Here is a 23,270-nt window from a genome sequence, read left to right as displayed (position 1 = left end):
CATCGGTGCCAGCGTGCGTACGCGCTGCATCAGCCCCGCCACGCCAGTACCTGGGCCCGCGTTGCCAGCGCGGTTTCAATGCGCTGCAGGCAATCGGGCGTGGGGCTGACCAGGTACCACTGCGCGCTCTGGCGCAGCAGCGGCAGGTCGGCATGATGGTCGGTATAGGCCATCGCCCACGGCGGTGCGAAGCCACGCGCGGCCAGCATCGGAATCTTGTTCTCACCCAGGCAGTGCTGTTCGCTGACCCAGCCGCCCCATAGCGGGCGCAGCGTGGAGGCCACCAGCGGTACCTCGCCCAGCCCGCCATGGACCAGCAGCGCGCGTGCCAGTGGTTCCCAGCAGCCGGTAGCAATGACCACCCGGTCCCCCTTCGCCAGGTGCTCGCGCAGGCGTGCAACGGCCGGTGCGATGAACAGCGCTTCGTCCCCCGCGAACACGGCATCGGCATGCGCCTGTGCCAGCGCCTGCATTGCCTCACGGCTGCGCCCGAAGGTGGCCAGCCATACCGCACACCGCATGAGCAGGCGGCGCGTGCGGGGGAGCAGCAGCAACGGCGCCAGCAGCGGCAGCGCCACGATCAGCACGGCCAGGCGCCACGGCTGGCGGCGGAACAGGCCCTTGAAGAAGCGACCCGCGGTTTCCCAGCGGGTCAAGGTCAGGTCGAAATCGAACACAACCACGTTGGCGTGATGTACGTCGGGCATCCGCGCAATCCCTTATGCGGTGAAAGGGCGATCATAACGGCACTTCATGCCCTGCGCGTCCCGGGTGCTGCCGTGCAGGTGCGCAACATGGCAGCCCCCCCTGCGCCCCCGATTCATCGCACAAGGATGTCCATGATCGGTCCCGCGTACTGGGCAGAAGCCCGACGCGAAGTCCGACACAACCGCAAGCAGCTGATCGTGCTCCGATTCGGCTGGTCCGATGACAGCGTGGCGGCCGCGCAGGCGCATGCCGACGCGCGTGCACAGGAAGCACTGCACGCCATCGCCGCCGGCCAATCACTGCCGCGCAGCGAACTTCGCACCAACTAAGGCGTGGGTTGCGCTCCAATCCGGGAGCAGATCGTCGAGCGCCACGGCGATATCGTGCTGATCCGCAACAGTTGCGGCACGCTGTGCCTGCATGTCCCTGACGTGCTGACCGCCGATATCGATCACCGTCCCCTGACGTCCAGCTACGTCATCTCTAGCTATTGGCCGCAGCAATGCGGGCACTCGCGGCCATTGCCGCGGGCAACCAGTGCAACTGGATGGCCCGCGTGGCGCTCGCCAATGTCGTTCTGGTCACCGTGAACGCGGTGATCCTGATGGTCAAATGCGCACGCCACCGCGACGAGTAGCTGGAAACCGGGGCGCTGACCGCGGTCGAGCAGTTCACACGCCAGCAACCGGGCTGGCACCTGCGGGCCTACCGCACCCCGCCCGGCATGCGACTGCTGGCGATGGACCTTCCCGGCGCATGAGCCCGAGGTGCACGCCCTGTTCCAGGCGCTGCAGAACAACACGCTGTACGTGCGAAAGCCGGGTCCAGAACCGCTTCCGCACCCAGCTCTCGCCCAAGCCATGGCGGGTCGACATGCGTCGGCGCATCCGGCCACCGGTGGCGGCGTGGTCGGCCGATCAGGCGTTCCTTCCCGGTCGCCGGCAATGGATTGCAGACTACGAGCGCAAGGCTCAGGGCCGTGCGGCGTGCCGGTTCCTGCGGACATTTGGCGACCAAGAAAGCGTGACTGCCAAAGCCGATGCCGTGCGCGCGCTGTACGACCGCATCGCCAAAGCATACGAGCCACTGCCGTAGAGTTGATGTCGGCAGCAATCACGACCCGCCCTCATGACTTTCTTAGTCAATCGAGGAATTTACAACATCGCCGTTGAATCTCGAAGCGTCAAACAGGGCTAGGCCGGGACTTGCCATTGCAACTTCTAGAGATGATTCAGCCCTTCATCCCCCACCCCGGCCTCCTCATCCAACTCCAGGCCCAGTTTATATCGCTCCCACTCACTGTGCTCGAATGTCAAATCAATTCCGCCAACAAACCTTAGCTGCGCTTGATCAAAGGCGATATCAAACAGATGGTCCACCTCGTCAGCGCTAATCTGACGCTCTGCCTTGAAGGCGCCCGCAGCGGACGCAGCGTAAATTCCAAGAAGATTATCATTCAACATAGCGCCCCCAATTCCGGCATAAGCTACCGAGAAATTCTGATACGCCTGAACAAACCTACCCGCATAGTACTGCGCGATCGCACAGTTACTCCTGACAACGACGTTATCCGAAAGATCCATGGATGCCTTAAAAGCGGATGCCGCCTCCACGAAAGATTGCTTCTTGAAAAGCGCAATCCCCAAACAGTTTTGAACACCATCTCCATTGATCCCTATCTTTCGGAATCGATGATAGTCAGCGATAACCTCATCAGCCAATCCCTCTTCGTTACCCCTATTCAATACATCGAACGCAGAGTGGATATTGAACTTTCCAACTTCATTTATCTGCGCAGCCGCAGCGGCGATCAGTGAATAGTCCAGTGCATAAGTAGAATTCAAACCTGGCACCACACCGGATTCGATCACCTCACCTTCAAAAACGCCAACCCTAAACTTCACGAGGTGGCCGACAGATTTTCTAACCGCCGCAACCAACTCAGCGACGGAGTCGTCTAGATCTGAGCCTTCGAAAGAAACGGCTAAAGAAAAGCAGCCTAGTTCGGCGTGTGCGACGTGACTTGATGACTGGAACGTTGACGCCATAACTGCACTGACAGACGCCAGAATTTCGTTGGCCTGAAGCTGACCATAGTCCTGCTCAACCTTCCTGATTCCCTCAAGCTTGAGACTGACAACAGCCGAATGCTGCAACGGGTTGGCCAAGAAAGCAGACGTGACAGTGGCTCTCTCGTCGTTATCGCCCCCTCCTGCCAAACCCTTGTGAGGTGCAAGCAGACCACCAAATATACCCAACGGAATGGACTCGATCAAACTACCAGCTGCAACCTCTATTCCGTCGCGAACTTCTGTGATCGAGCAAAACGAAATTTCAGCTTGCACGTCGAATGCCACAAGCTTGGCAACCTTCAATCTCGGAATCTTACCAAGAACTTTCCGAGAGCGACCGTCATCCACCACAAATTCAACATCTCCAGAGTATCTCTTGGGAATTACGAAAAATTCCCGACCAAGCTCAACACCCACATCCGAACCAATGTCAATGATTACAACCGCTGCAGATGAGTCATTCTCAATAACCCGTCCAAACCTCTTTAGAATGTCAGGAAAATATATCGCCCTATTCCTGCCAGCATTCTTTGCAGCGTAAAGGGCCTTGTCCGACTTGACCTTCAAATCGCCCGCAATAATCGATGAATCCTCTGATGAAAGCCCGGAGAATCGCGCGACGCCAATTGAAGATGTCAACCTCCTCTCGCCCTCTGGGGGGATACTCATGACAACAGCGCCGTCTCTCTTAAAGACCTCAAGATGCGCAACTGAAGGGATAACGGCCATTTCAATTTTCTGCCGCACACTTTCAAGCCACAACAGAACCTCGACCTCATCAAGCTTTCCTACGACAAGAACACTAAACTCTTCACCACCCAGTCTGTAGACGGAAAATTCTGAGCCGGGGTATCTAACACGGGCCTGCTTGCATTCATCCTCCAATAGCCAGGCGAAGGACTTGAGCACAAGATCACCGTAGTCATGCCCGCGACCATCATTAATTCTCTTAAAATGATCGATATCCATCGCAGCCAACGCGATAGCATTTCCTCCAGCCTCACCCAGAGAGCCAAGGTTCGATTTTTCTGGTGCAGCAACTCTCAATAGAACTGCCGCCATATCGATTTCGAAGGATTTTCTATTTTTACACCCCGTCAGGGAGTCATGCAGGGCATCAAATCTGTGCTGAGAATACTCGCGCCGCTCCGAAATTATGGTCGAGAACTGTTCTCTCGTTGACTTTTGAGGCGCCTTGATAAAATTAGCCTCTACCACCACGCGAATATCACAAAGTGGGAACAAGCACCGCTTCCCATTTCTCGCACACGCTGACGAATCCGTAACTTCCTCCAACTCCGTGGCAGTTGCCGCCGAGCCACCATCAATTAACCATGAATCACCTTGCTTCGAATGCAAGTAAATAGAACTGATCTGACCGCTTTTCAGCGCCCTCAGATCAGAGAAGAAGTCTTGCAGCCATGCCGCCTTCATCACCGCCCCCTATTTTTTACGTCTGCGAGAACTTACTCAATAAATCCGAGAGTAGCCGTTAGCAGACACAGTGGTAAATCCTATCAAAGGAGCGTAGCCACATGTGCGCGGCATAGGGATTGTCCTGATCCCTCTGAATCGCCAAGGATCCTCAGAATCCGTCCAGCGTGCGCAGCAACGAGCCGAAGGTGAGGTAGAACGAATCGTGGCCGCCCTCGGCGCGTCCATAGCCCAGGAACACCGGGCCAAGGAAAGTGTCCGCGCCGATGAAGAGGCTGCCGGCGGTCTGCATGCCGTCGATGTTCACCGCGTCCCGGGTCTGCCAGAAACCGCCCCATTCCACGCTGCCGCCGACATACAGCGGAATGGTCAGCAGCGAATCGGCGTGCGCGACGCGGCGGTAGTACATCACCCGCGCCAACGCGGTCTGTGGCGCGAAGATCGCCTCTTCCGGATACCCGGACAGGTTGCCCAGCCCGCCCAGGAAGCCATAGGTCGCCAGGACGTCATCGCCACCATGCGCCGACGACGCCCGCACGCCACCCAGCCAGCGGTTGCGGCCGTGCGACCACGCACCATCCCACTGCAGGCGCGTGACCGCGGCCGAATCGGCGGTGCCGAGCGTGTCGAGGTAGTGCTGGCGGGTCAGCGACAGGCGCTGGCCGCGGCTGGGGAAGGCCGAGCTGTCGATTGAATCGTGGCGCAGCTGCCAGCCCACGCTGCCCATGTCGGCGCGGTAGTTGCCCAGTTCGCTCGGGTTGCCCACGTCCAGTCGCAGCCGCTCGCGGCCACGCTCCAGGAAGCCGGCCAGCTCCCAATCCGGATGCGGCGAATACGCCCAGCGCACACCGCCCAGCCATTGGCTGTAACGGAACTCCGCCAGCGCGCCGCCGCGCATCAGGGCCAGGTCCAGGTCGGTCGCGCGGTACTTCGCGTAGGTCGATAGCGCATGCCGTCCGCTGCGGCCAAACGGGCGGTAGTACTCGGCAAACGCCTCCTCCACCTCGCCAAGGCCCACGCGCAGTTTCAGCTCGGCGCCCTGATCGCTCAACCCGGTACGGGTCAGCTCGCTGATCAGCTGGTAGTTGCTGCTGCCATCGAAATCATCGGACAGGCGCAGCGCGAAGTGCAGGAAATCCGGCCCCCAGCGCTTGTCCTGCGGCGCCAGCACCAGTCCCTGGCGGCCATCACGGTCTTCCAGCCGCCATTGCACCTGCTGGTAGCGCCCTTCGCCGTAGGCGGTGGCCACCTGCTGCTCCACCTCGTCCGGCGCCAACGGACTGCCCACCTGCGATTGCAGGCGTTGTTCGATGTAGCGCCCGGTGCGGGTGCCGTCGCGCAGCACATCGACGAAGGCGACGATCGGCGCCGCATAGGCGGGCGGTCGATGCTGGCGCTCGAACGCGGCGTAGCGTGCCGGGTCCACCTGGTAGCGGCGGATCGCGTCGACCTCGGCCTGCGCGGCCTGCTCGCCCACGCCCACGGCCTGCGGTGAGCGGTTGAAATCCTGGCTACCCATGTCACCCAGCGCCGGGGTCACCAACAGGTCCTGCGCGCCCAGCGTGGCCAGCTGCGCCTGGATCTCGCGCTGCATGAGCACGCTGGCCATCTGGTGGCTGATCGCCAGGGGCGAGTCCAGCTGTGCTTCGGTCATCAACGGCGTGCCCACCCGCGACACGATCAGCCGCTGCGCACCCAGCCGCCGCGCTTCATCGATGGGCAGGTTGTCCACCACGCCACCATCGACCAGCAGCCGGTCCTCGTAGCGAACCGGCGCAAACACGCCGGGCACCGACATGCTGGCGCGAATCGCCAGGGCCAGGTCGCCCTGGGCGAACACCACTTTCTCGCCACTCACGATATCGGTGGCGATGGCTCGGAAGGGAATTGGCAGCTGATCGAAATCGCGCACCTGCCAGGTGGGCAGCAACAGGCGACGCAGCAGCATTTCCAGCTTCTGCCCCTGGATCAGCCCCTGCGGAAAGGCAATCTTGCCGTTGCTCAGGCCGACCTCCACGCCGCCCAGCAGGCGCAGGTCGTCCTCCTTGCGGCGCATGCTGCGCTCGTTGCGCGGCGGCTTGTCGTGCAGCACCTCGGCCCAGTCGATGCGATCCAGCACCGCCTCGATCTCGTCGGCGGTGTAGCCGGAGGCATACAGGCCACCGACCACCGCGCCCATCGAGGTGCCGACGATGCAGTCGATCGGCACACGCTCGCGTTCCAGCACCTTGAGCACGCCGATGTGGGCTGCACCGCGCGCGCCGCCGCCGCCGAGGACCAGGCAGGTGCGGGGGCGCTCAGCGGCGTCTAGAAGAGTGGCGTCCGCAGTCGCAGGCGCCTGCGCGCCCGCCAGGGCAGGCAGGATCGCCAGCATGCACACCGCCAGCACCCCGCGCACGCGTTCACCGCGCCGTGCTGCGCGTCCGATCTGCATCAGGCTTCTCCCCGGGTGCGGCCATGCACCGCTTCACCCGCGCACTCTGCCTGCCGGTGACGGTCGCGTCCAGACGTACCGCACCTACAACGCGGGCCCGTGGCGGCCCTTCACTCACTCCCCAGCAGCAGCAAGTGACCGTCGTCCGTGGGATCCATGGCCAGGTAGACAACCTTGTCGCCCCGGCGGAAGCCCGCCGAGCACACCGCCTGCCAGCCCTGGCCGCAGTCGACCTCGGGGAACGCGGCGAACGGCGGCGCCCCTTCGTAGTCGTGTGGTTCAACGGTCCAGCCATCGCGCAGCAGCGCGCTGCGTACCGGCACGTAGTCCATGCCGCGGTGGAGGCCGAGCTGCTCCAATGTGGTGGTGGATTCGGTGGCGGCGTCGGTCGCTGGCGCGACGGCCAGCAGCAGGGAAATCAGCAATGTGTTCATTGCGGCGCAGGATAACGAAGATCGGCCGCCCGTTGCAGGGCGGCCGATCAGATGGGGCATCACGCGCTGTCGAGCAATGGTCGACGTTACCGCGCGTTCTTCACGTAGGTGTCGAACCAAGTGAGCATTTCGTACACCAGCTGCTCGTTGGACTCCAACGCGGTGTACCAGTGCGGCTCGTTGGGCAGCATCACCAGACGCGTGGTGCCGCCGTTGCCGCGGATGGCCTGGTAGAGCTTGCGCGACTGGAACGGTTCGGTGCCCGGGTTGGCATCGTCCTCACCGTGCACCAGCAGCAACGGCAGCTTGATCTTGTCGGCATAGAAGAACGGCGAGGCCTTCAGGTACACGTCCTGTGCCTGCCACACCGAGCGCCGCTCGTTCTGGAAGCCGAACGGGGTAAAGGTCTTGTTGTACGACCCACTGGTGGCCACGCCGGCCTTGAACAGGGTGGTGTGCGCGATCAGGTTGGCGGTCATCAGGCCACCGTGGCTGTGCCCGGTCACGCCGATCCGGTTACGGTCGACCACGCCCAGGTCCACGGCCTTGTCCACCGCGGCCTTGGCATCGGCTTCGAGCTGCTCCAGGTAGGTGTCGTAGGCGTTCTTCGGGTCGCCCACGATCGGGAAAGACGCGTTGTCGATGATCGCGTAGCCGGCCAGCAGCATCAGCCGGTACGGCGCCAGCCGGGTGAAGGTCTGCTGCGAACCGGACACCTGCCCGGCCTGCGCGGCGCTGGCGAAGTCGGCCGGGTAGGCATACAGGATGGCCGGCACGCGCTGGCCTTCCTTGTAGCCGGGCGGCGTGTACAGGGTGAACGACAGGTCCACGCCATCGGCGCGCTTGTAGGTCACCAGCCGCTTTTGGATCTGGCGCACTTCCGGGGTCGGGTCGGTGAGTCGGGTCAGCGCGGTGGCGGTGGAGGCGTACTGCGCTTCCCCTTCCTTCGCCGCGGCGTTGCGCTCGCCCTGCTGGCGCACGAACGCGTTCGGCGGGTCCATCACCGACTGGTGCCAGGTGAGGTAGCGGCCGGGCGTGGCGGTCAGGCCGAGGATCTGCTCATACGCATCGGCGTCGCTGCGGAACAGGCGCTCCGTCTTGAGCGAGCCCAGGTCCAGGCGATCCAGGAACGGGCGGTCGCCCTGCGGCGAAGCGCCCTGCCCGCGCAGGAACACGAATGCACCGTCCTGGCGCACCACCGATGCGCCGTTGGGCAGACGCGTGAACACCAGGTTGCCCGGGTCGGCGTACTGCTCGTCGCTGGACAGATCCCACAGCAGGCGGCCTTCCTTCGTCGGCTGGTCCACATCGACGATGCGGGTCTGGCGCCAGTGGCGGTTCTCGTCGTTCTCGAACAGGAACGACACCGCCGGATCGGCGCTCCATGCGATGCCTTCGAAGCGCTGCGCGGTGCGGGCGATTTCCTGCGGTTTGCCGTTGAACGGTGCCTTCAGCGCAAGCACCCGGTCGCGGTGTGGCACCGTCACCTTCCAGTCGCCCTTGTCCAATGCCTCGGCATAGACCAGCGTGGCCGGGTCGGTAGCGCGCCAATCAAAATCACGCGGACCTTCAGGCACGCCGTGCACCGGCACGCGGTCGGCCAGCGGCAGGCTGGCGATCGGGGCAGCGCGGCCCGTGGCCAGGTCGAGCACGGCCACGTCGTTGGCGAATCGCTGGTAGGTCACGGCGTGGGAGAACGGCGCCATCAAGGTCCCGGTCAGCACGTGCACGCCGTCCGGTGCCGCGTTGACCTCGTTGTACAGCGCCGGCGTGCCGACATTGCGCACCTGGCCGGCGGCAACATCGACCACCGCCAGCTGCGACGCACCGTAGTAGGCAAACAGCTTTTCATCGTGCGCGCTGGTCAGCGTATCGCGCGCTTCATAGGTGCTGCTTTCGCCGCTGCTGCCGAGCGATTCCTGTACGTCCGGGCCACCGGGACCGTTGCCGCTGGTCGGTGCCGGGCCCTGGTTGGCCGGCACCCGCTTGACCAGCAGCTGCTGCCCGCCGCCCAGCCACTGCAGGGTGTAGCCGAAGATCGGATTGAGCTGCACGTCCGGCACCTGCTTCACCTGGCCGGTCACCGCATCGCCCACCCACAGCTGCACCGAGGTATCCACGGCGTTCTGGAACGCAAACCGCTGGCCGTCGGCAGACCACTGCGCCGCACCCGCGCAGCCCTGCGGCAAGGCCACCTTGGTGTGCTTGGCGGTCCCCACGTCGACCAGGGTGAAATCGGCCACGCAGGCCGGGATGCCATAGCCGCCCTGGGTGTCATGGCGGCTGCGGTTCTTCGGCTCCAGGCGCACGCCGGCCAGCTTGAGGTACGGCTGGGCCACGCGCTCGATCGAGGGATAGGTCTGCGCGGTGGTCAGCAGCAGGCGCTGCCCGCTCGGGTCCAGACTGGGCGCCGGCGGCGGCGGGGCCTTGAGTACCTTGAGCAGGTGCTCCGGCGGCTTGGCGTAGTCGGCAAAGGCCGGCGCGGTGGCGAACAGACTGAGGGTGGCAACAGCAACGGCCGCGGCCAGGCTGGTACGACGAATCGGCATGTGGGTCCCCTTGCGATGGTGGGTACCCGGCGGCAGGGACGTCGCCGGGCAAACGTCGAATCTAGCACCGGGCGTCCGGGTCGGAATGGGCCGAAAGCACTGGCTTGCCGCCGCAGGCGCGAGCCGGCGCGCCGTTACTCCAGCGAGCGCGGGGTGCTGGTGAAGGTGTGCAGGCGGTCGCCGTAGAACATGAAGAACAGCTGCAGGGTCATCGGGTGGGTGGCGGTGCCGCCCCTGGCCTGCGGATCGTCGGCCAGGCACTCGGTAATGTCCGAGCCGGCGGGAACCGCGTCGCACTGCAGGGTCAGCTGATGGCGCGCGGCAAACCGCTCGACCGCTGCGCGGGAGCCGCCGTCCAGCGCGGCAGCCTGCACCTGTTCGCGCCAGAAGGTCTCGCGTGCCTGCAGGTTGCTGCCCGCACGGAATTCATCCAGCAGGCCGCTGTACCACAGCAGCAGCGCGCCCAGGACGACCAGCACCAGATATGCCATTCCCTTGCCCATGTTTCCTCCCTGTGCCGCAGCCTGCATCCGGTTCCGTACCGGGCTGCCGGCCACGGTAAGATGACGCTGCAGCCTCGTCAATGGACGCTCCGTGCGCACACTCCACGCCCTTCGTTACATCACGCCCCTTCGTGAGGGCGGCTCCCTGCCCGCTGTTGTCGAAACCGATGACGACGGCATGGTGGTGCTCAAGTTTCGCGGCGCCGGGCAAGGCCCCAAGGCGCTGATCGCCGAGCTGATCGCCGGTGAAATGGCGCGCAGCGTCGGCCTGCCGATCCCGGAAATCATGTTCGTCGAACTCGACCGCGAGTTCGCCCGCACCGAGCCCGACCCGGAGATCCAGGACCTGATCCGCGCCAGCGAGGGCGTCAACCTCGGCAGCGATTATCTGCCCGGCGCCATCAACTACGACCCGGCGGCCATGCCGGTGGATGCTGATCTGGCCTCGCGGATCGTGTGGTTCGACGCGCTTACCAGCAACGTCGACCGCACCGCGCGCAATCCGAACCTGATGGTGTGGCACCGCAAGCTGTATCTGATCGACCACGGTGCGGCGATGTACTTCCACCACGACTGGGCCAACGCCGGCGAGGCCTGCGAAAAGCCGTTCGTGCTGATCCGCGACCATGTGCTGCTGCCGTTCGCCACGCAGATCGCCGAGGTGGACGCGGCGTTGGCCGCGTTGCTGCCCGATGCCGAAATCGAGCGCATCGTCGGCCTGGTGCCGGACAGCTGGCTGGTCGACGAACCCACCTTCGACAGCCCGGCGCAGTATCGCCAAGCGTATATCGACTATCTCAAGCGCCGCCTGCAGGTGCGTGCCGTCTTCGTCCAGGAGGCCGTCCGTGCCCACGCTGCATACGTATGACTACGCGGTGATCCGCGTGGTGCCGCGGGTTGAACGCGAAGAGTTCATCAACGTCGGGGTGATCGTGTCTTGCCCGGGGGCCAAGCACCTGGAAGCGGCGATCGAGATCGATCCGGCGCGGATGCACGCATTCGCCCCGTCCCTGGACATGGACGCGCTGCAGCCGTGGCTGGATGCCATCGTGGCCATCTGCCGTGGCGACGCGGACGCCGGCCCGATCGCACAGCTCCCGGCCCGGGCGCGCTTCCACTTCCTCACCGCCAAGCGCAGCTCGGTGGTGCAGATGTCGAGCACGCACGTAGGCCGCACCGCCGACCCGGCCGGCGTGGTGGCGCACCTGCTGACCAAAATGGTGCGGGTACCGTAAGGCCGGATTCCAGACGCCGATGCGCATGGGCGTTGATCCTCGCGTAGCGCCGGGTTCTACCCGGCTGCCTCTGGGACGCGTAGAGCCGGGTTCTACCCGGCTGCCTCTGGGACACGTAGAGCCGGGTGCTACCCGGCCAGGACAATCGATGCGACTCACAGATCCCAGGTTGCACACGCGCGCAGGTGATCAGGCGTCATCGTATCCAGGACCCACGCACCGCGCCTGACCGCGTTGCACACGCCCCCGCCCGCCCAGCAGCGCACATGCAGCAGCCGCTGCCAGCATCAATGCCGCTGCAGCGGAATGCCCCGCCGCGTACCCGTACTGGAATGCGCTGCCGCCGCCATCGGTGCCCAGCGACTGTGCCGTCGTCAGCACCGCCTGCATGCCGCGCCACAGAAGCACTCCCCCGGCAGACAGGAAAACGAACGGCACCACACTGCGAAACAAGGTCATGGCGGATCCATCGCATTGATCAGGGCCTCCATCGTAGTGGATCTTTCCGTCGGTTCGGCTGTCACTTCGGCAGCGCGTATGCCACCACCCGGGTGGCGGTTACCCCGCTGGCGCAGGGGCTACTTCGGGGCGGGCCCAGCCCAGCGGCTGGTGACCAGGCTGCGGATACGCATGCGAAGCGTGTTGCTTCTGGTGGGTCCGAGATGTCGAGCACGCACGTAGGTCGCACATCTGACCCAGCGCGCGGGGGGCGCACCTGCTAACGAGGTCGGTGCGGGAACCGTAACGCCGGAATGCAGGCGCTGATGCACCCGTAGAGCCAGGTTCTACCTGGCTGCCCTTGCAGCTGCGAATAAGAGCAACAGCGGCCGGGCAGAGCCCGGCGCTACGGGGGTGCGCGTAGAGCCGGGTTTTACCCGGCTGCTCTTGATGCTGCAGCGAAGAACAACAGCGGCCGGGCAGAGCCCGGCGCTACCCGGTTGGCCAGCGGCACCAGGCGAAGGGGTATTCGCCAACCGCCGTCGTCAATCCGGCGCGCACCGGGTTGGCAAGAATGTAATTCGCCTCGGCCAGCCACTGGCGTTCGTCACGCTGAAGTTGATCGTAATAGCCTGGCTGCCAGATCGCGCCTTGCGTGCCGTTGCGCTGATTGATCGCCTTGGCGGCCCGCGATTTGGTGGTGCGCACGATGGTGGCCAACGTCGTACTGCGCAAGGTAAACATCCAGTGCACGTGGTCCGGCATGACCACCCAGGCCAAGGATCGCGTGCGGCCTTCATGATCCGACGCCTGCATCCAGCGGATCATTTCATCCGCGTTGGCAGCAACGGCGAAGAGACGTTGGCGACGTGCGGTGACCGTGGTCACGACGTAGCAGTGCCCTTGGCAGGAGAATCGTCCACGTTGCAATGCGGGGCTGGCCATGGCGGCATCGTGCGACAGTCCAGCGTCTTGTCGCAGCGGCAAGTACCGTGCCCGCATGTAGGATAAATGCGCCGCGCCCGTAGAGCCGGGTTCTACCCGGCTGCCTTTCGCGCCACAGCGAAGAGCAACAACGGCCGGGCAGAGCCCGGCGCTACGGGATCACAGGCGTTGATCCCCGCGTAGAGCCGGGTTCTACCCAGCTGTCCTTGCCTCAATATCAGGGGCTTTGCCGCGTCACGCCCACGGTGATGTCGAATGCGGGAATCCGCGCCCACTCCTCCCGGGGGTAATGCAACGACTCCACGCCCATGCCGATTTCGTAGCTGACGCTGTCCATGCCTGCGCGCCAGACGTACGGCGCACCGCTGCTCCAGCCGCAGCATGCATAGCGGAGCAGAGGCAGGCCGAACGTGTCGTGCAGGTAGGTCTCCACCTGCACCGCGGACGCGCCACTGACCCGATACCGGGCCGTCATCGGCTTGATGTAGGACGCGTCATCCTGCTCACAGCCCAGATACTCGAGGGTGTCCGGCTTGCGACCCAGGGCCTGCAGGAAATCCTGGCAGTGCGTGTCCGGTGCGGCGAGGCCCGCACGGCGGCCGTGCGCGTCCCAATCGGCCACTGCCTCGTCCCGTGTCTGCGTGCCGGCCATCGCCGGAGCGGAAACCGCCAACAGGCACCACAGGGATACCGGCAGCAACCGCCCGGCGCAGGTCATGCTCATTGTCGGTCAGTGCGCAGGGGCTATTTCGGGGCGGGCCCAGCCCAGCGGCTGGTGAGCTGGCTGCGGATCGGCGTGCGCAGGGTGTTGCTTTGGGTGGGATCGAAGCGCATGGCCTTGATTGCATCGACCGCCCAGCCGGCATGTGCGCCCGCCGGTTTGGCGTCGATGACCTGCACGTCGGCGGTACCGCCATCGGGGGTGATCGTGTAGGCGACGGTGACCTCTTCGGCGTAGGCCACCCGCTTGGGGTCGACGGTCAGGGGCGGGGTGAACGTGCCGGGCGCCGGGGTCCAGTATTTGAGCCCTTCGGCAGGGGTCAGCTCCAGCGGTGCCGAATCTGCGGCCAACGCTGCGGGCGACAGCCCCAACGCAAGCGCGAGTACGGTGGTGCGCAACAGGGTCACGTGCATGCTCGTCCTTGTCTACCCTTGGTCGGGAGTCCCCATCGTACCCGCTTGGGCGGGATGGGCGCATCGTCGCCGATGCGTCCACCCCGCCGCCGATCACTTCGGCAGCGCGTAGGCAATCACGTAATCGCCTGCGGGGGTTTCCATGAAGTGGTGGCCGCCGGCCATGATCACTACATACTGGCGCCCACCGAAGGCGTAGATCATCGGGTTGGCCTGGCCACCGGCCGGCAGCTTGGCATGCCACAGTTCCTTGCCGGTCTTCAGGTCGATGGCGCGTAGCAGGTCATCGGTGGCCGCGGCAATGAAGATCAGGCCGCTGGCGGTGACCACCGAGCCGCCGTTGTTGGGCGTGCCGATCTCAATCGGCAGACCCGAGCGGATGCCGAACGGGCCGTTGCCGCGGGCACTGCCGAACGGGCGGTCCCACAGGGTCTTGCCGGTGCGCATGTCCACCGCGCGGATGCCACCGTAAGGCGGCTGCTTGCACAGCAGCTTGGTGAACGGCAGGCGCCAGCCGGCGTTGACGTCGATCGCGTACGGTGTGCCGGTCTGCGGGTCCCCTGCCCCTTCGGCGCCGCCCTTGTCGGCCCGCACGTCTTCGCGCGGCACCCAGCCCAGCTTGTCGGCGGTGGCGCGCGGCACCAGCAGGTTGTAGTTGGGCATGTCGTTGTAGTTGGCCACGATCACGCCACGACGCGGATCCACGGCCACGCTGCCCCAGTCCGAGCCGCCGTTGTAGCCGGGGTACTCGATGGAATGCCGGTCGGCGGTGGGCGGCGTGTAGAAGCCCTCATAGCTCGCCTTGCGGAACTGGATGCGGCACACCAGCTGGTCGATCGGGGTGATGCCCCACATGTCGCGCTCGGTGAGGTCCGGCTTGCGCAGCGTGTGGTACAGCGAGAACAGCTGCGTGGGCGAACGCTGCTCGGGCTCCACGCCGCCGGTGGGTACCTTGCGTTCTTCGGCCGGGGTGAGCAACTGTCCGGTGCGGCGGTCGAGCACGTACATGTCGCCCTGCTTGGTCGGCAGCAGGATCGCCGGCACCTTGCCGGCGGCGGTCGGGTAATCGACCAGCGTGGCCTGCGAGCCCATGTCGTAGTCCCACACATCCTTGCGCACCGCCTGGAAATGCCAGACCGGCTTGCCGGTGTTGACGTCGATGGCAACCAGCGAGGTGGCGTACTTGTTCTGGTTCTCGGTACGCGACCCGCTCCAGTAGTCGCCCGCCGAATTGCCCATCGGCAGGTACACCAGGCCCAGCTGGTCATCGCCGGTGGCGGTGGTCCACATGTTGGGGGTACCGCGCGTGTAGGTCTTGCCCTGCGCCGGCAGGCCGGTCAGTTCGGGCTGGTCCATGTCCCAGGCCCAGCGCAGCTTGCCGGTGATGGCGTCGTAGGCCTGGATCACGCCGGACGGTGCGTCGCGACGCTGGCCGTCCAGCACCTGGTGGCCGGTCACGATCACGCCCTGCACGATCGCCGGCGGCGAGGTGATCGACACATACCCGGCCGGGCTGTCGCCCATGCCCAGGGTGATGTCGACCTGGCCGTTGTTGCCGAAGCCCGCGCACGGCTTGCCGGTCGCCGCGTCTACGGCGATCAGGCGGCCATCGAGCGTGCCTTCGATGATGCGGGCCGAACAGGCGCTGCGCGGCAGCTGGGTCAGCACCGGCACCTGCGACTGCCCCGAGGCGAGGTCGGCGGCCACATCGGCATCGGCGGCCTGCTGCGCGGTTGCCGGTACTTCGTAGTACGACACGCCACGGCAGGCGGCGGTGTAGGGAATCGATTTGTCCTTGATCTTGGGGTCGAAGCGCCAGCGCTCGGTGCCGTCGGCGGCGTTGAGCGCCACCAGCTGGTTGCGTGCGGTGCACAGGTACAGCGTGTCCCCCACCTTCAGCGGCGTGGTTTCAGCGCCCCAGCGCTTCTGCGGCAGATCGCCGGTGCGGAACAGCCACGCCTGTTCGAGCTTGGCCACGTTGTCCGGGGTGATCTGCTGCAGCGGCGAGAAGCGCGTGGCCGCGTTGTTGCGACCGTACGCGGCCCAGTCGTCGTCGCCCGGTTTGTCGGCGGGCTGCAGCGGTGCGTCGGCGGTAGGTGCCAGGCCGGTGCTGGTCATCGCCTCGGGGAAGCTGCCGCTGGCCGCGGTGACCCCATGCGGCACGAACGCCAGCGCGAAGGCGGCCACGAACACCAGCGCCAGCACGCCGGCAATGCTGCGCGAGAGCCGCCGCGAGAACGGTCGGTCCAGCGTCGGCAGCAGCAGCGACAGCACCAGGCCGATGCCGACGATCAGGCCCAGCCGCGGCACCCAGCGCCAGTAGTCGCTGCCCGACTCCCACCACGTCCACAGCAGGGTGCCCACGAACACCGCACCGAACCACAGCGCACCGGCGCGCCGGTTACCCCACAGCAGCACGCCGGCCACCAGCAGGCCAACACCGGCCAGCACGTAGTACCAGGAGCCGCCGAGGCTGGCCAGCCATGCACCCAGCCCGCCCAGCACCAGGCCGAGCACTATCAGCACGAGGGACAACACGGTCACCAGCGCATGGCGCGGGCGCCGGGCGGTGGACGAAGGATCGGGGCGTGCGGCGCGGGGGGCGGCGGACATCGTGGTCTCCATGCGGCGTGGCGCGAACGGGGTCCGGCCACTGGTGGACTGCCATCGCGGACGCGAATGTCCGCTGGTTCGGGAGCCGTTATCCCACCGTCGCCGTGAAGTACATGCGTTCTTTCAGCGGGCCGCCACGATAGGCAAGGTGCCGCCCCGGACAGGTGCAGAAACGACGACGCCGGCACAAGGCCGGCGTCGTCGTGGTACTGCCTGTCAGCGCGATCAGCCCTGCGGGGTCTGCTCGTCGGTGGCGGCAGGCGCCGTCGCAGCAGCCTCCCCGGCAACCGGCACCACGTCCACCAGTTCGTCGTCACCGATCGACGCATCCATGCGTTCAACCGCCTGCAGCTTCTCGTCCTTGGACAGACGGATCAGGGTGACGCCCTGGGTGTTGCGGCCGACGCGGCTGATTTCCGAACCACGGGTACGCACCAGGGTGCCGCCATCGGAGATCAGCAGCACTTCATCGGCTGCGCCCATCAGCACCGCGCTGACCAGCTTGCCGTTGCGCTCGGTGGTCTGGATGCCGATGACACCCTGGGTGCCGCGCCCCTTGCGCGGGTAATCCGGCAGCGGGGTGCGCTTGCCGTAGCCGTTCTCGGTGGCGGTCAGGATGTACATACCGTCGTCGTCGCCGACCTCGATCACGGCATCGCCGTTCTCGATCACGGTTTCTTCGACGGTGGCGTCGTCCTCGTTCTCGTCCTCGTTGCCGCCGGCACTCTCGGCCACGATCAGGCTCACGACCTCTTCGCCCTTGGGCATCTTGATGCCGCGCACGCCGGTGGCGGTACGGCCCATCGAGCGGACCTTGTCCTCACCGAAGCGCACGGTCTTGCCGTTGGACGCGAACAGCAGGATGTCGCGCTCACCGTCGGTCAGGCCAACGCCCACCAGCGCATCGCCTTCATCGAGGTTGATCGCGATCTTGCCGCGCGCCAGACGGAAGGCGAACTCGCTGAGCGGGGTCTTCTTGACCGTACCGTTGCGGGTGGCGAAGAACACGAACTGGCGTTCGGCGTACTCGCGCACCGGCAGCACAGCCTGCACCCGCTCACCGGGTTCCAGCGGAATCCAGTTGATGATCGGGCGGCCACGCGCATTGGAACCGGCTTCGGGCAACTGGTGCACCGGCAGCCAGAACACCTTGCCGGCGCTGGTGAAGGTCAACAGCGTGTCGTGCGTGTTGACCAGCCACAGCTGCTCGATGAAATCCTCTTCCTTGGTCGACGCCGCGCTGCGGCCACGGCCGCCACGACGCTGGGCGCGGTAGGCGCTGACCGGCTGGCGCTTGACGTAACCGGCATGCGACAGGGTGACCACCACGTCTTCCGGGGCGATCAGGTCGAGGATGTCCAGGTCTTCTTCGCTGTGGCGGATCTCGGTGCGGCGTTCGTCGCCGAACTCGGTACGCACGTTGATCAGCTCTTCGCGGATGACCTGCAGCAGGCGGTCCGGATCTTCCAGGATGTGGATCAGCCCGGCGATGGTTTCCAGCAGCAGCTTGTACTCTTCGGTCAGGCGGTCCTGCTCCAGCCCGGTCAGGCGGTGCAGGCGCATTTCCAGGATCTGGGTGGCCTGGATCTCGGTCAGCTGGTAGCCGCCGGTGATCAGGCCCACGCCCTTGGGCAGGTCTTCCGGACGCGAGGTTTCCGCACCGGCAGCGCCCAGCATCGACCCGACCAGGCCCGGCTCCCACAAGCGCGCCAGCATGCGCTCGCGTGCTTCACCGGGGTTGGGCGAGGTCTTGATCAGTTCGATCATCTCGTCGATGTTGGCCAGCGCAACGGTCAGGCCTTCCAGCACGTGGGCACGGGCGCGCGCCTTGCGCAGTTCGTACACGGTGCGGCGGGTGACCACTTCGCGGCGATGGCGCACGAACGCCTCGAGCATCTGCTTGAGGTTCATCAACTGCGGGCGGCCATCGACCAGCGCCACCATGTTGATGCCGAACACCGACTCCATCTGGGTCTGCTGGTAGAGGTTGTTCAACACAACTTCCGCCGACTCGCCACGCTTGATCTCGATGAAGATGCGCATGCCGTCCTTGTCGGACTCATCGCGCAGTTCGCTGATGCCTTCGAGCTTCTTTTCCTTGACCAGCTCGGCGATCTTTTCGATCAACCGGGCCTTGTTCACCTGGTACGGGATCTCGGTGACGATGATCGATTCGCGGCCGTTGTCGGCCACTTCGATGTCCGCCTTGGCGCGGATGCGCACCCGGCCACGCCCGGTCCGGTAACCGGCGACGATGCCGGCGGTACCGTTGATGATGCCCGCAGTCGGGAAGTCCGGACCCGGGATGTACTCCATCAGGCCGTCGACGTCGATCTCGGGGTTGTCGATCAGCGCGATGCAGGCGTTGATGGACTCGGTGAGGTTGTGCGGCGGAATGTTGGTCGCCATGCCCACCGCGATACCGGCCGAACCGTTGACCAGCAGGTTCGGGAACCGGGTCGGCATGACCGTCGGCTCCAGTTCCTTTTCGTCGTAGTTGGGCTGGAAATCGACGGTTTCCTTGTCCAGGTCAGCCATCAGCTCATGGGTGAGCTTGGACATGCGGGCTTCGGTGTAACGCATGGCGGCGGCGGAGTCGCCGTCGACCGAACCGAAGTTACCCTGGCCATCGACCAGCATGTAGCGCAGCGAGAACGGCTGTGCCAGACGCACCAGCGTGTCGTACACCGACTGATCGCCATGCGGGTGGTACTTACCGATGACGTCACCGACGATACGGGCCGACTTGAAGTAAGGCTTGTTGCTGTGCGCGTTCAACTCGCTCATCGCGAACAGCACGCGGCGATGCACCGGCTTGAGGCCATCGCGCGCATCCGGGAGGGCGCGGCCCACGATCACGCTCATCGCGTAATCGAGGTAACTCTTGCGCATCTCGTCTTCCAGGTTGACCTGGATGATTTCCTTGGCGGTTTCTGCCATTCGGGTTCCGTTGTCTGGGAGCGGTCCAGTCCGTCGCGCCCGCCCTTTCGGGGCGGTCGCGTCGGAATCTCGATTAACCGTTGAAGTCTAGCACAACGGGCCGTTTTCCGCCTGCTTTTACGGGCGTTTTACCGGCAAGAATCAGGAACTTACGGGGGCGTTGCGGGTGCGGGCGGGGTTCGACCGGGAAAGCCGTACCGACCAGCGGTCGGTACCTACCCGGGAGGGGCCAGGTCCCCACCCCGATCCGGTGCGCCACCCACCCCGATCCCGGTAGGCCACGACCGTTGGTCGTGGCATCAGGCGGCCCACCCCGATCCGGGTAGGCCACGACCGTTGGTCGTGGCATGGGGCGACCGTTCGTGGCGCGCGGCGACCGCACGCCGCGCCGGTAATCAGCCGAACGCGGCCTGCATGTTGGTCACGGTCGGATTCAGGATCACCCCGCGCTCGGTGACGATGGCATCGATCAGGCTGCCCGGGGTGACGTCGAACACCGGGTTCCAGGCGGCGATGCCTTCGGCCACGGTGCGCGTGCCCCCTACCCCGTACAGTTCGCCCGGATCGCGCTGCTCGATCTCGATCTGCTCGCCGTCGGCGGTGTCCATGTCCACCGTGGAGGACGGGGCCACCACCATGAACTTGACCCCGTGGTGGCGGGCGGCGATGGCCAGCTGGTAGGTGCCGATCTTGTTGGCGGTGTCACCGTTGGCGCAGATGCGGTCGGCACCGACGATCACCCACTGCACCGCCCCGGTCTTCATCAGGTGCGAGGCGGCCGAATCGGCGATCAGGGTGGCGTCGATGCCGTCCTGCTGCAGCTCCCACACGGTCAGGCGCGCGCCCTGCAGCCACGGCCGGGTTTCGCCAGCGAAGACCTTGGCGATGCGGTGCTGGGCCATGCCGGCGCGGATCACGCCCAGCGCGGTACCGAACCCGGCGGTGGCCAGCGAACCGGTATTGCAGTGGGTGAGCACGCCACTGCCGGCCTCGATCAGGCCCGCGCCGAGCGCGCCCATGTGGCGGTTGGCAGCCAGGTCTTCATCGGCGATGGCCTGGGCCTCGGTGGCCAGCACCTGCTGCCAGTCGGCACCGGCCGGGGCCAGCGCGCGGCGCATGCGAGCCAGCGCCCAGGCCAGGTTCACTGCGGTCGGGCGGGACGCGTTGAGCCGCTGCAGGGCCGGTTCCAGCTTGGCCAGCGCCTGCGCGCCATCGTCGGCCTGCACCCCGGCGGCGGCCAGCACCACGCCCCAGGCGGCGGCAATGCCGATCGCCGGCGCGCCGCGCACGGTGAGCGCATGGATGGCCTCGGCCACGGCGTCACTGTCGCGGCATTCCACGTGCTCCACCACGAACGGCAGCTTGCGCTGGTCGAGCAGTTGCAGGGTATCGCCGGTCCACAGGATCGGGCGGATATGGTCGTAACGGGCGTAGTCGATGTCGGTGGATGCGTTCATCGCATCATTGTAGCGGCGCAGGTCGAAGCCGCCAAAGCGCGGCTCAGTTGACCTGGAATTCGGCCCGGCAGCCGTCGTCCACCCACACCCCGCGCGCATCCCAGCCCCAGCCGCGGCCTTCCTCGCAGGGGCTGCCGGACAACTGCTTGGACAGGCGCGCGCCCTTGCCGATGGTGGCCCCGCAGAAACGACGCTGGCGCGACTTGGATTCGCACACCAGCGTGCGCGGCGCATCCAGGAAACCGGAGCCGTCGGCGGCCCCTACTTCGAAGTCGCCCTGGCAGCCGCGCGTCACCCACACTTCGTTGCGCCGCACGCCCCAACTGTGGTTCTCGCGGCACGGCATCGCCGACAGCTGGCGCAGCAGGCGGACCGGTGCGCCCTGCAGTGCCACCGGACAACTCTGCGGACGGCCATTGGATTCGCAGCGCAGCACCCGGCGCACCTGGCGCGCGGGGCCGGTGGATGCGCCGCCTGCCGGTCGGCTACGGAATTCGGCACGGCAGCCCAGGGTTACCCACACGCCGGACCGATCGGTGCCCCATTCGGTGCCGCGGATGCAGCTGCTGTCGGACAACTGGCGTATCAGGTCCACGCCGTTGGCCACGGGCATGTCGCAGTGCACCCATTCCATGTCACGCGATTGGCAGCGCACCACCTGCGCTTCGTACCCGGTCTGGTCGGCCATTGCCGTGGCCGGCAGCACGCTGCTGCACAGCACCAGCGTCCACCACGTCCACGTCCAGCGCGGCGCGCTCCATGATGGCAGTTCGGCAACTTCCCACAGCTTCATCAACCCTTTCCCCGCCGCAACTGAACGATCACGCGCCTACCTTCGGGCATGCGCTGTGATCAGAGCATCATCGTGCAGGTCGCGCAAGACGTACACGCGACAATCACGCACGTTGTGCGTTCAGGCGTGGGCGAAATCGATCGCCAGTACATCGGCAATCCGCGTGGTGCGGTTCATCGCCATCAACAGGCGATCCACCCCGACCGCAACGCCGGCGCAATCGGGCAGGCCCGGCAGTGCCTGCAGCAAGGGCTCGTCCAGCGGCGGCAGCACAGCGCCACGCGCCGCACGCACGGCGTGGTCGCGGGTGAAGCGCGCACGTTGTTCAGCGGCGTCGTTCAGCTCGTGATAGCCGTTGGCCAGTTCCACCGCGCCCAGGTACAGCTCGAAGCGCTCGGCCAGCGGCGGCGTGCCCGGGCGGATACGCGCCAGCGCGGCCTGGCTGGCCGGCCAGTCGTGTACGACGGTCATGCTGTCGTCATCGAACGCGGGCTGGATGCAATGGGTCATCAGCAGGTCCAGCCAGTCGTCGCGGGTGAGGCCCTCGGCATCGATGCGCACCGCCGCCAGCGGCGCCTGCAGCTGCTCCAGCGGCGCGTCGAACGGGTCAATGCCGAGGTGCTGCTGGTACAGGCTGCGGTAGTCGACCACGCGCAGATCCGCGGTGCGCTGCACCAGGCCGAGTGCGGCCCGAACCAGCGCAACGGTTTCCTCGATCAGTCGGTGGTGGTCCCAGCCCACCCGGTACCACTCCAGCATGGTGAACTCGGGATTGTGGCGGCCACCGGCTTCGCCATTGCGGAACACCCGCCCGAGTTCGTAGCAGTCGCCCACGCCGGCGGCGAGCAGGCGCTTGAGCGGGTATTCCGGCGAGGTGCGCAACCAGCGTTGCGGGCTGCCAGCGTCAACGTGGCCACTGAAGCGGGTGTGGAAGCTGTCGATGTTCGGCTCTGTGTTGCCGGCGGCCGACAGGATCGGCGTTTCCACTTCCAGCACATCGCGCGCCGCGAAGAACGCACGGATCAACGCGTTCAGCGCGGCACGCTGGCGCAGCGCGGCGATCATGCGCGCGCGTCCTTCAGCCGCTGCGCGAGTGGCAGGGTGAGCAGGTCGCGGGTGTCGTCAACGTAACCGGTGGCCAGGTACAGGCGCCGCGCCAGTTCGTTGTGGTGGTTCACTTCCAGCCGCATGCGCGCCACCCCACGCGCATTGGCGCGCTGTTCCAGGATCGCCAGCGCCTGCTTGCCGCGCCCACGCCCGCGCGCGGCATGGCGCAGGTACAGCTCGTCGAGCAGCGCGAAATGACCGCCCTGCTCCAGGCTGAAGCCCATCGCCAGCGCCGCATAGCCGACCACGCTGCCCGCCTCGTCCAGCCACAGCAGCACTTCGCCGTTGCGGGGGTCTTCCAGCAGGGCGGCCAGCGCGACGCGGACCCGCGCATCGTCGAAGTCCAGATGGTCTTCGGCGTAGAACTCGCGCATCAGCCCGATCAGCAGGTCGGTATCGGCCACGGTGGCCAGGCGGAAGTCGAGGACGGCAGTGTGCATGGGGCTCTCCGGTGATGCGGGACGGCGGGGCACA

Annotated in this window: 21 protein-coding genes; 5 read left to right on the top strand and 16 right to left on the bottom strand. The window is 65.8% G+C overall.

Annotated features, from left to right (window positions below; translation table 11 throughout):
* Positions 1 to 29: 29 nt before the first annotated feature.
* Positions 30 to 707 carry an HAD family hydrolase gene (locus tag DX03_RS07680; protein WP_038687696.1) on the bottom strand — a complete coding sequence of 226 codons (678 nt, stop codon included), beginning with the start codon at positions 705 to 707 and terminating at the stop codon, positions 30 to 32.
* A 132-nt stretch (positions 708 to 839) separates the two neighbouring features.
* On the opposite strand from DX03_RS07680, the gene DX03_RS21410 reads away from it, so the two are divergent.
* The 3 genes from DX03_RS21410 to DX03_RS21405 all read left to right on the top strand — a co-directional run bounded on the left by DX03_RS21410 (position 840) and on the right by DX03_RS21405 (position 1,803).
* On the top strand, positions 840 to 1,037 hold the full coding sequence (locus DX03_RS21410; protein WP_244880194.1) for a hypothetical protein: 198 nt from the start codon (positions 840 to 842) through the stop codon (positions 1,035 to 1,037).
* 173 nt (positions 1,038 to 1,210) lie between these two features.
* Positions 1,211 to 1,345 (top strand): hypothetical protein, encoded by a 135-nt coding sequence (locus tag DX03_RS21480; protein WP_280512939.1) that lies wholly within the window; start codon positions 1,211 to 1,213, stop codon positions 1,343 to 1,345.
* Between the two features lie 236 nt (positions 1,346 to 1,581).
* Positions 1,582 to 1,803, top strand: coding sequence for a hypothetical protein (locus DX03_RS21405; RefSeq protein WP_244880193.1), 222 nt, complete (start codon positions 1,582 to 1,584; stop codon positions 1,801 to 1,803).
* Between the two features lie 125 nt (positions 1,804 to 1,928).
* On the opposite strand, the gene DX03_RS20655 is transcribed toward DX03_RS21405, so the two are convergent.
* The 5 genes from DX03_RS20655 to DX03_RS07650 all read right to left on the bottom strand — a co-directional run bounded on the left by DX03_RS20655 (position 1,929) and on the right by DX03_RS07650 (position 10,134).
* Positions 1,929 to 4,214, bottom strand: a complete 2,286-nt coding sequence (locus DX03_RS20655) for a GGDEF domain-containing protein (protein ID WP_185753482.1) — start codon at positions 4,212 to 4,214, stop codon at positions 1,929 to 1,931.
* 151 nt (positions 4,215 to 4,365) lie between these two features.
* Positions 4,366 to 6,648 (bottom strand): patatin-like phospholipase family protein, encoded by a 2,283-nt coding sequence (locus tag DX03_RS07665; RefSeq protein ID WP_038687693.1) that lies wholly within the window; start codon positions 6,646 to 6,648, stop codon positions 4,366 to 4,368.
* A gap of 110 nt (positions 6,649 to 6,758) precedes the next feature.
* Positions 6,759 to 7,082: a hypothetical protein gene (locus tag DX03_RS07660; RefSeq protein WP_038687692.1), complete on the bottom strand. Its 324-nt coding sequence runs from the start codon at positions 7,080 to 7,082 to the stop codon at positions 6,759 to 6,761.
* Between the two features lie 86 nt (positions 7,083 to 7,168).
* Complete coding sequence (locus DX03_RS07655) at positions 7,169 to 9,631, bottom strand: S9 family peptidase (RefSeq protein ID WP_038687690.1); 2,463 nt, start codon at positions 9,629 to 9,631, stop codon at positions 7,169 to 7,171.
* A 134-nt stretch (positions 9,632 to 9,765) separates the two neighbouring features.
* The gene (locus DX03_RS07650) at positions 9,766 to 10,134 is read right to left on the bottom strand and encodes a hypothetical protein (protein ID WP_185753481.1); all 369 of its coding nucleotides are present in this window, start codon (positions 10,132 to 10,134) and stop codon (positions 9,766 to 9,768) included.
* 91 nt (positions 10,135 to 10,225) lie between these two features.
* Between DX03_RS07650 and DX03_RS07645 the strand changes: the two genes are divergently transcribed.
* Together DX03_RS07645 and DX03_RS07640 are read left to right on the top strand one after the other, a co-directional pair.
* The gene (locus DX03_RS07645) at positions 10,226 to 11,002 is read left to right on the top strand and encodes a HipA family kinase (protein ID WP_038687686.1); all 777 of its coding nucleotides are present in this window, start codon (positions 10,226 to 10,228) and stop codon (positions 11,000 to 11,002) included.
* A complete protein-coding gene (locus DX03_RS07640) occupies positions 10,980 to 11,369 on the top strand; it encodes a DUF3037 domain-containing protein (protein ID WP_038687684.1) in 390 nt (129 codons plus the stop codon). Before DX03_RS07645 ends, DX03_RS07640 begins: the two co-directional genes overlap by 23 nt.
* A gap of 189 nt (positions 11,370 to 11,558) precedes the next feature.
* On the opposite strand, the gene DX03_RS07635 is transcribed toward DX03_RS07640, so the two are convergent.
* The 10 genes from DX03_RS07635 to DX03_RS07590 form a co-directional block, all read right to left on the bottom strand.
* On the bottom strand, positions 11,559 to 11,828 hold the full coding sequence (locus DX03_RS07635; protein WP_038687682.1) for a hypothetical protein: 270 nt from the start codon (positions 11,826 to 11,828) through the stop codon (positions 11,559 to 11,561).
* Positions 11,829 to 12,299: 471 nt separating this feature from the next.
* Complete coding sequence (locus tag DX03_RS07630; RefSeq protein WP_038687679.1) at positions 12,300 to 12,752, bottom strand: REP-associated tyrosine transposase; 453 nt, start codon at positions 12,750 to 12,752, stop codon at positions 12,300 to 12,302.
* 217 nt (positions 12,753 to 12,969) lie between these two features.
* Positions 12,970 to 13,476, bottom strand: a complete 507-nt coding sequence (locus tag DX03_RS07625) for a DUF4952 domain-containing protein (protein WP_038687677.1) — start codon at positions 13,474 to 13,476, stop codon at positions 12,970 to 12,972.
* A gap of 20 nt (positions 13,477 to 13,496) precedes the next feature.
* Positions 13,497 to 13,880: an energy transducer TonB gene (locus DX03_RS07620; protein WP_185753480.1), complete on the bottom strand. Its 384-nt coding sequence runs from the start codon at positions 13,878 to 13,880 to the stop codon at positions 13,497 to 13,499.
* 99 nt (positions 13,881 to 13,979) lie between these two features.
* Positions 13,980 to 16,499, bottom strand: a complete 2,520-nt coding sequence (locus DX03_RS07615; RefSeq protein ID WP_038687674.1) for a membrane-bound PQQ-dependent dehydrogenase, glucose/quinate/shikimate family — start codon at positions 16,497 to 16,499, stop codon at positions 13,980 to 13,982.
* Between the two features lie 225 nt (positions 16,500 to 16,724).
* Entirely contained in the window at positions 16,725 to 19,439 is a 2,715-nt protein-coding gene (gene gyrA, locus DX03_RS07610) for a DNA gyrase subunit A (RefSeq protein ID WP_038687672.1), read from the bottom strand.
* 395 nt (positions 19,440 to 19,834) lie between these two features.
* Positions 19,835 to 20,896 (bottom strand): S-methyl-5-thioribose-1-phosphate isomerase, encoded by a 1,062-nt coding sequence (gene mtnA / locus DX03_RS07605; RefSeq protein ID WP_038687670.1) that lies wholly within the window; start codon positions 20,894 to 20,896, stop codon positions 19,835 to 19,837.
* Positions 20,897 to 20,939: 43 nt separating this feature from the next.
* Positions 20,940 to 21,584, bottom strand: a complete 645-nt coding sequence (locus DX03_RS07600; RefSeq protein WP_244880236.1) for a DUF3011 domain-containing protein — start codon at positions 21,582 to 21,584, stop codon at positions 20,940 to 20,942.
* A gap of 225 nt (positions 21,585 to 21,809) precedes the next feature.
* Positions 21,810 to 22,754, bottom strand: coding sequence for an EF-P lysine aminoacylase EpmA (gene epmA / locus DX03_RS07595; protein WP_038687668.1), 945 nt, complete (start codon positions 22,752 to 22,754; stop codon positions 21,810 to 21,812).
* Positions 22,751 to 23,236, bottom strand: a complete 486-nt coding sequence (locus tag DX03_RS07590) for a GNAT family N-acetyltransferase (RefSeq protein ID WP_038687666.1) — start codon at positions 23,234 to 23,236, stop codon at positions 22,751 to 22,753. The genes epmA and DX03_RS07590 overlap by 4 nt, the downstream gene beginning before the upstream one ends.
* Between the last annotated feature and the right edge of the window lie 34 nt (positions 23,237 to 23,270).

Source organism: Stenotrophomonas rhizophila (genome assembly GCF_000661955.1).
In the GTDB taxonomy this organism is placed as follows: domain Bacteria; phylum Pseudomonadota; class Gammaproteobacteria; order Xanthomonadales; family Xanthomonadaceae; genus Stenotrophomonas; species Stenotrophomonas rhizophila.
The sequence above is the reverse complement of the archived record's forward strand: the minus strand, read 5'-3'. Positions and strand labels throughout refer to the sequence as shown.

Coding starts and splice junctions, on each gene's coding strand:
- DX03_RS07625 (WP_038687677.1), bottom strand. CDS start 13,476: ATGAGCATGACCTGCGCCGGGCGGTTGCTGCCGGTATCCCTGTGGTGC.
- DX03_RS07655 (WP_038687690.1), bottom strand. CDS start 9,631: ATGCCGATTCGTCGTACCAGCCTGGCCGCGGCCGTTGCTGTTGCCACC.
- DX03_RS07630 (WP_038687679.1), bottom strand. CDS start 12,752: ATGGCCAGCCCCGCATTGCAACGTGGACGATTCTCCTGCCAAGGGCAC.
- DX03_RS07660 (WP_038687692.1), bottom strand. CDS start 7,082: ATGAACACATTGCTGATTTCCCTGCTGCTGGCCGTCGCGCCAGCGACC.
- mtnA (WP_038687670.1), bottom strand. CDS start 20,896: ATGAACGCATCCACCGACATCGACTACGCCCGTTACGACCATATCCGC.
- DX03_RS07590 (WP_038687666.1), bottom strand. CDS start 23,236: ATGCACACTGCCGTCCTCGACTTCCGCCTGGCCACCGTGGCCGATACC.
- epmA (WP_038687668.1), bottom strand. CDS start 22,754: ATGATCGCCGCGCTGCGCCAGCGTGCCGCGCTGAACGCGTTGATCCGT.
- DX03_RS07650 (WP_185753481.1), bottom strand. CDS start 10,134: ATGGGCAAGGGAATGGCATATCTGGTGCTGGTCGTCCTGGGCGCGCTG.
- DX03_RS07600 (WP_244880236.1), bottom strand. CDS start 21,584: ATGGCCGACCAGACCGGGTACGAAGCGCAGGTGGTGCGCTGCCAATCG.
- DX03_RS07665 (WP_038687693.1), bottom strand. CDS start 6,648: ATGCAGATCGGACGCGCAGCACGGCGCGGTGAACGCGTGCGCGGGGTG.
- DX03_RS21405 (WP_244880193.1), top strand. CDS start 1,582: ATGCGTCGGCGCATCCGGCCACCGGTGGCGGCGTGGTCGGCCGATCAG.
- DX03_RS07615 (WP_038687674.1), bottom strand. CDS start 16,499: ATGTCCGCCGCCCCCCGCGCCGCACGCCCCGATCCTTCGTCCACCGCC.
- DX03_RS07635 (WP_038687682.1), bottom strand. CDS start 11,828: ATGACCTTGTTTCGCAGTGTGGTGCCGTTCGTTTTCCTGTCTGCCGGG.
- DX03_RS20655 (WP_185753482.1), bottom strand. CDS start 4,214: ATGAAGGCGGCATGGCTGCAAGACTTCTTCTCTGATCTGAGGGCGCTG.
- DX03_RS21410 (WP_244880194.1), top strand. CDS start 840: ATGATCGGTCCCGCGTACTGGGCAGAAGCCCGACGCGAAGTCCGACAC.
- DX03_RS07680 (WP_038687696.1), bottom strand. CDS start 707: ATGCCCGACGTACATCACGCCAACGTGGTTGTGTTCGATTTCGACCTG.
- gyrA (WP_038687672.1), bottom strand. CDS start 19,439: ATGGCAGAAACCGCCAAGGAAATCATCCAGGTCAACCTGGAAGACGAG.
- DX03_RS21480 (WP_280512939.1), top strand. CDS start 1,211: ATGCGGGCACTCGCGGCCATTGCCGCGGGCAACCAGTGCAACTGGATG.